The sequence below is a fragment of the Microbacterium sp. Root180 genome (assembly GCF_001428485.1).
Classification (GTDB): Bacteria; Actinomycetota; Actinomycetes; order Actinomycetales; family Microbacteriaceae; genus Microbacterium.
This window is the reverse complement of record NZ_LMHS01000001.1, coordinates 897,384-904,425: the sequence shown is the minus strand read 5'-3', so window position 1 is coordinate 904,425 and position 7,042 is coordinate 897,384. Positions and strand designations below refer to the sequence as shown.

Annotated in this window: 1 protein-coding gene and 3 rRNA genes; 1 reads left to right on the top strand and 3 read right to left on the bottom strand. The window is 57.8% G+C overall.

Annotated elements, in window-relative coordinates:
- Window positions 1-51: 51 nt before the first annotated feature.
- The 3 genes from rrf to ASD93_RS04250 form a co-directional block, all read right to left on the bottom strand.
- Window positions 52-168 (bottom strand): 5S ribosomal RNA (rrf, locus tag ASD93_RS04260).
- A 118-nt stretch (window positions 169-286) separates the two neighbouring features.
- A 23S ribosomal RNA gene (locus ASD93_RS04255) occupies window positions 287-3,391 on the bottom strand.
- A gap of 407 nt (window positions 3,392-3,798) precedes the next feature.
- A 16S ribosomal RNA gene (locus tag ASD93_RS04250) occupies window positions 3,799-5,321 on the bottom strand.
- The 16S, 23S and 5S rRNA genes sit together here, the layout of an rRNA operon.
- 756 nt (window positions 5,322-6,077) lie before the next feature.
- Between ASD93_RS04250 and dapD the strand changes: the two genes are divergently transcribed.
- A complete protein-coding gene (gene dapD / locus ASD93_RS04245) occupies window positions 6,078-7,034 on the top strand; it encodes a 2,3,4,5-tetrahydropyridine-2,6-dicarboxylate N-succinyltransferase (protein ID WP_056118952.1) in 957 nt (318 codons plus the stop codon).
- Window positions 7,035-7,042: the final 8 nt, after the last annotated feature.

Below are 7,042 nucleotides of genomic sequence, written 5' to 3'. Positions count from 1 at the left end.
GGTTAACGCGAAATGGCCACCCTGCGTTGGGTGGCCATTTCGGTAATGGAAGTCCGGCGGTGTCCTACTCTCCCACAGGGTCCCCCCTGCAGTACCATCGGCGCTGAGAGGCTTAGCTTCCGGGTTCGGTATGGGACCGGGCGTTTCCCTCTCGCTATGGCCGCCGAAACACTATTGATGTTTCAGTCTGCACACAACAAAAGTGTTGGTGCGGTTCTCGACCGTACATCGAGAACCACTCAGTGGACGCGGGCATCAGGTCCCACCCGGTTTATGGGGTGGGGTGATTATCAAGTCATCGGCTTATTAGTACCAGTCAGCTGCATGCATTGCTGCACTTCCACATCTGGCCTATCAACCCAGTAGTCTGGCTGGGAGCCTCTCACCATAAAGGTATGGAAGTCTCATCTTGAGGCCGGCTTCCCGCTTAGATGCTTTCAGCGGTTATCCATCCCGAACGTAGCTAATCAGCGGTGCTCCTGGCGGAACAACTGACACACCAGAGGTTCGTCCAACCCGGTCCTCTCGTACTAGGGTCAGATCCTCTCAAACTTCCTACGCGCGCAGCGGATAGGGACCGAACTGTCTCACGACGTTCTAAACCCAGCTCGCGTACCGCTTTAATGGGCGAACAGCCCAACCCTTGGGACCTACTCCAGCCCCAGGATGCGACGAGCCGACATCGAGGTGCCAAACCATGCCGTCGATATGGACTCTTGGGCAAGATCAGCCTGTTATCCCCGAGGTACCTTTTATCCGTTGAGCGACAGCGCTTCCACAAGCCACTGCCGGATCACTAGTCCCGACTTTCGTCCCTGCTCGACCTGTCAGTCTCACAGTCAAGCTCCCTTGTGCACTTACACTCGCCACCTGATTGCCAACCAGGTTGAGGGAACCTTTGGGCGCCTCCGTTACTTTTTGGGAGGCAACCGCCCCAGTTAAACTACCCACCAGGCACTGTCCCTGAACCGGATTACGGTTCGAAGTTAGATATCCAGAGTGACCAGAGTGGTATTTCAACAATGACTCCACGGTAACTGGCGTCACCGCTTCAAAGTCTCCCACCTATCCTACACAAGCCACACCGAACACCAATACCAAGCTGTAGTAAAGGTCACGGGGTCTTTCCGTCCTGCTGCGCGTAACGAGCATCTTTACTCGTAATGCAATTTCGCCGAGTTCGCGGTTGAGACAGTTGGGAAGTCGTTACGCCATTCGTGCAGGTCGGAACTTACCCGACAAGGAATTTCGCTACCTTAGGATGGTTATAGTTACCACCGCCGTTTACTGGGGCTTAAATTCTCAGCTTCGCCTTGCGGCTAACCGGTCCTCTTAACCTTCCAGCACCGGGCAGGCGTCAGTCCGTATACATCGTCTTGCGACTTGGCACGGACCTGTGTTTTTAGTAAACAGTCGCTACCCACTAGTCTCTGCGGCCTCCACACCCTTTCGGAGTAAATCCTAATAAGTGGAAGGCCCCCCTTCTCCCGAAGTTACGGGGGCATTTTGCCGAGTTCCTTAACCACGATTCTCTCGATCTCCTTGGTATTCTCTACCTGACCACCTGAGTCGGTTTGGGGTACGGGCGGCTAGAACCTCGCGTCGATGCTTTTCTTGGCAGCATAGGATCACCCACTTTTCATCCGCATCGTGTCTCAGCCTGTATGAGTCACGGATTTGCCTATGACTCGGCCTACGCACTTGCCCCGGGACAACCATCGCCCGGGTTGGGCTACCTTCCTGCGTCACACCTGTTAATACGCTAACCGCACCAGAATGGGGTCGTGCGCTAGGCCCAGAGCGTCACCCCGAAGGGATCGGTCACTGGGATTCAGACACTTAGCACTACTGGATTAGTTTGGGCGGTTCTTCGCCGGTACGGGAATATCAACCCGTTGTCCATCGACTACGCCTGTCGGCCTCGCCTTAGGTCCCGACTTACCCAGGGAAGATTAGCTTGACCCTGGAACCCTTGGTCTTTCGGAGGACGTGTTTCTCACACGTCTTTCGCTACTCATGCCTGCATTCTCACTCGTGTGGCCTCCACGGCTGGTTCACACCGCCGCTTCGCTGGCCACACGACGCTCTCCTACCCATCAACACGGCTGGACCACGAAGGCCTACCAATAATGTCAATGCCACAACTTCGGTGGCGTGCTTGAGCCCCGTTACATTGTCGGCGCGGAATCACTTGACCAGTGAGCTATTACGCACTCTTTCAAGGGTGGCTGCTTCTAAGCCAACCTCCTGGTTGTCTAAGCAACTCCACATCCTTTCCCACTTAGCACGCGCTTAGGGACCTTAGTTGGTGGTCTGGGTTGTTTCCCTCTCGACTATGAAGCTTATCCCCCACAGTCTCACTGCTGCGCTCTCACTTACCGGCATTCGGAGTTTGGCTGACGTCAGTAACCTTTTGGGGCCCATCGGCCATCCAGTAGCTCTACCTCCGGCAAGAAACACGCAACGCTGCACCTAAATGCATTTCGGAGAGAACCAGCTATCACGAAGTTTGATTGGCCTTTCACCCCTATCCACAGCTCATCCCCTCAGTTTTCAACCTAAGTGGGTTCGGCCCTCCACGACGTCTTACCGTCGCTTCAGCCTGGCCATGGATAGATCACTTCGCTTCGGGTCTAGGACATGCGACTGAATCGCCCTATTCAGACTCGCTTTCGCTACGGCTACCCCACTCGGGTTAACCTCGCCACATATCGCTAACTCGCAGGCTCATTCTTCAAAAGGCACGCTGTCACACCTGCTAGGGGTGCTCCAACGGTTTGTAAGCAAACGGTTTCAGGTACTATTTCACTCCCCTCCCGGGGTACTTTTCACCTTTCCCTCACGGTACTTGTCCGCTATCGGTCATCTGGGAGTATTTAGGCTTATCAGGTGGTCCTGACGGATTCACACGGGATTTCTCGGGCCCCGTGCTACTTGGGATACTCTCCACGCTGCGTCCGACATTTCGGTTACGGGGCTGGCACCCGCTCTGGCCGGCCTTTCAAGACCGTTCACCTATATCGACGCATCACGTTCACTGTTCGGCAGAACAGAACGGAAAGTCCCACAACCCCCAACATGCAACACCTGCCGGCTATCACACATGCTGGGTTTAGCCTGTTCCGGTTTCGCTCGCCACTACTAACGGAATCGCGGTTGCTTTCTCTTCCTGTGGGTACTGAGATGTTTCACTTCCCCACGTTCCCTCTACCCGCCCTATATATTCAGGCGGGAGTCACTGGGTCGGCACGCCGCCCAGCGGGGTTTCCCCATTCGGACATCCTCGGATCACAGTGTGCTTATCCACTCCCCGAGGCTTATCGCAGATTGCTACGTCCTTCTTCGGCTCCAGATGCCAAGGCATCCACCGTTTGCTCTTAAAGACTTGAAATCACATGAGTTCATCAAAGAATCGGTTTGGACCGAAGTCCAACTCGAAATTGACTAATGATCTTTAAGATCATCTATTACGAGACGACCGAAATCGTCTCGAAGATGCTCGCGTCCACTGTGTAGTTCTCAAAGTACGGGCGGTACCCATCCCGCAGCCAGACCAGCCGGCATGAAGGAAGGGCCCAGAGGTTCGTCCACCGCTCGAAAGCGGCATCCGGTCCCTCAGGACCCAACAGCGTGCACGCCCCGCCGACATCACCCCCACCGTTCCAGACCCGAAGGCCGTACTGAACAGGAGCTCTCTCAAACGAGGCCTCGTCAAATGTTCCACCCATGAGCAACCGGCGAGAACGTATGTCTCGATCCGGCGCCTGGACACCCCGAAGAGTGCCAGATGCTCCTTAGAAAGGAGGTGATCCAGCCGCACCTTCCGGTACGGCTACCTTGTTACGACTTAGTCCTAATTACCGATCCCACCTTCGACGGCTCCCTCCACAAGGGTTGGGCCACCGGCTTCAGGTGTTACCGACTTTCATGACTTGACGGGCGGTGTGTACAAGACCCGGGAACGTATTCACCGCAGCGTTGCTGATCTGCGATTACTAGCGACTCCGACTTCATGAGGTCGAGTTGCAGACCTCAATCCGAACTGGGACCGGCTTTTTGGGATTCGCTCCACCTCACGGTATTGCAGCCCTTTGTACCGGCCATTGTAGCATGCGTGAAGCCCAAGACATAAGGGGCATGATGATTTGACGTCATCCCCACCTTCCTCCGAGTTGACCCCGGCAGTATCCCATGAGTTCCCACCATTACGTGCTGGCAACATAGAACGAGGGTTGCGCTCGTTGCGGGACTTAACCCAACATCTCACGACACGAGCTGACGACAACCATGCACCACCTGTTCACGAGTGTCCAAAGAGTTCTACATTTCTGCAGCGTTCTCGTGTATGTCAAGCCTTGGTAAGGTTCTTCGCGTTGCATCGAATTAATCCGCATGCTCCGCCGCTTGTGCGGGTCCCCGTCAATTCCTTTGAGTTTTAGCCTTGCGGCCGTACTCCCCAGGCGGGGAACTTAATGCGTTAGCTGCGTCACGGAATCCGTGGAATGGACCCCACAACTAGTTCCCAACGTTTACGGGGTGGACTACCAGGGTATCTAAGCCTGTTTGCTCCCCACCCTTTCGCTCCTCAGCGTCAGTTACGGCCCAGAGATCTGCCTTCGCCATCGGTGTTCCTCCTGATATCTGCGCATTCCACCGCTACACCAGGAATTCCAATCTCCCCTACCGCACTCTAGTCTGCCCGTACCCACTGCAGGCCCGAGGTTGAGCCTCGGGTTTTCACAGCAGACGCGACAGACCGCCTACGAGCTCTTTACGCCCAATAATTCCGGATAACGCTTGCGCCCTACGTATTACCGCGGCTGCTGGCACGTAGTTAGCCGGCGCTTTTTCTGCAAGTACCGTCACTTTCGCTTCTTCCTTGCTAAAAGAGGTTTACAACCCGAAGGCCGTCGTCCCTCACGCGGCGTTGCTGCATCAGGCTTTCGCCCATTGTGCAATATTCCCCACTGCTGCCTCCCGTAGGAGTCTGGGCCGTGTCTCAGTCCCAGTGTGGCCGGTCACCCTCTCAGGCCGGCTACCCGTCGACGCCTTGGTGAGCCATTACCTCACCAACAAGCTGATAGGCCGCGAGCCCATCCCAGACCAAAAAATCTTTCCAGCTGCTGAAGATGCCTTCGCAGCTCATATCCAGTATTAGACGCCGTTTCCAGCGCTTATCCCAGAGTCCGGGGCAGGTTGCTCACGTGTTACTCACCCGTTCGCCACTGATCCACCCAGCAAGCTGAGCTTCACCGTTCGACTTGCATGTGTTAAGCACGCCGCCAGCGTTCATCCTGAGCCAGGATCAAACTCTCCATAAAAAAATGATGCAAACCACAGCCGGAAAAACGACCAATGACTTGCGAGTTCGAAACTGACCAAAGAGATAAATCATTGCTGACTATCCATTGCCGACCCAAAGGCCGGTCTTTGATCCAAAGGAATCTCACCCAACCAAAAAGGTCAGGACGAGGTTATTTGGCATTTGACAAGTGCACGCTGTTGAGTTCTCAAGGATCGGACGCACCCACCAACCAGCCTCACAGCCAGCCCAGCAGGGCAACTTCACAATCTTATCCGCCTNTTTGACAAGTGCACGCTGTTGAGTTCTCAAGGATCGGACGCACCCACCAACCAGCCTCACAGCCAGCCCAGCAGGGCAACTTCACAATCTTATCCGCCTCGATCTCCGTGTCAAACCGACGCGCCGCGGACCTGGAAGGTCGGACGGCTACGGTCGTTGACCGGTGTTCCGAGGGGAAGACTCCCATTCTAGACCCGGAGGTCGATCGCCTCAATGAGGTGACTGAAAGGGAGGTGGTCCGCCGCTTGAGGGGGTCGAGGCTCTCGGCCTCTCCGCTTCCCTGTGGGGCGAACAACAAGAACTTTACGCGAGCTCGGCCGGTCCGGCGAATCGGCCCGACATCCCGGGCGTGTCGCGTCAGCCCGAGCCGCGGCGCCCGTCGAAGGATGCCCTGGTAGACGGGTATTCGCTGAGTGCGGCATCCGGATTCCGCCTGTCGTCACGACGTGCAACGTCGCCGACGACCGCGCGGCGTCGGCGCTACCGTGGAGGCATGAGCGACGAACGATGGGTCTGGGGCGTCGGCCTCGCGACGACGGCTGAAGACGGCACCGTGCTGGACACGTGGTACCCGTCCCCCGAGATCGGCCACATCCCCCTCGGATTCGACCCGGCCATGCCGCCGGACGAGCTCGAACGGCTCGCCGTCCCGGACGCCCGTCGTTTCGTGACCGTCGACGTCGTCACCGTCGAGATCGACGTCGCGGCGGCGCCGACCTCGACGGCGGACGCCTATCTGCGTCTGCACGCCCTCTCCCACCGGCTCTTCGCCCCGAACGAGATCAATCTCGACGGCATCTTCGGGCACCTGCCAACCGTGGCGTGGACCAACGCCGGTCCGATGCACCCGGACACCCTCACCCGTCTGCGTCCCTTCCTGGTGCGCGAGGGCATCCAGGTGCAGGGACTCGACAAGTTCCCCCGCCTGCTCGACTACGTCTCTCCCCCCGGTGTGCGCATCGCGGACGCCTCCCGCGTGAGGCTCGGGGCGTACCTCTCCCCCGGCACGACCGTGATGCACGAAGGCTTCGTGAACTTCAACGCGGGCACGCTCGGCCAGAGCATGGTCGAAGGCCGCATCTCGCAGGGCGTCGTGGTCGGCGATGGCAGCGACATCGGCGGCGGCGCGTCGATCATGGGCACGCTCTCCGGCGGTGGAATGCACAAGGTCTCGGTCGGCGCGCGCACGCTGCTCGGTGCCAATGCGGGAATCGGGATCTCCCTCGGCGACGACTGCGTCGTCGAGGCCGGACTCTACGTCACCGCCGGGTCGAAGGTCGTGCTCGCCGATGAGCCGCGGCAGTCGGACGGCACTCCCGTCACGGTCAAGGGCGCTCAGCTCTCCGGGCAGAACGGCATCCTGTTCCGTCGGAACTCCGTCACCGGCGCGATCGAAGCCGTCCGCCGCGCGGGGGTCGGTGTCACCCTCAACGAGGCCCTTCACGCCTGACCCGCACT

Bases quoted from the DNA above. Each gene is read 5' to 3' on its own strand.
- dapD (WP_056118952.1), top strand. From the start codon at position 6,078: ATGAGCGACGAACGATGGGTCTGGGGCGTCGGCCTCGCGACGACGGCT.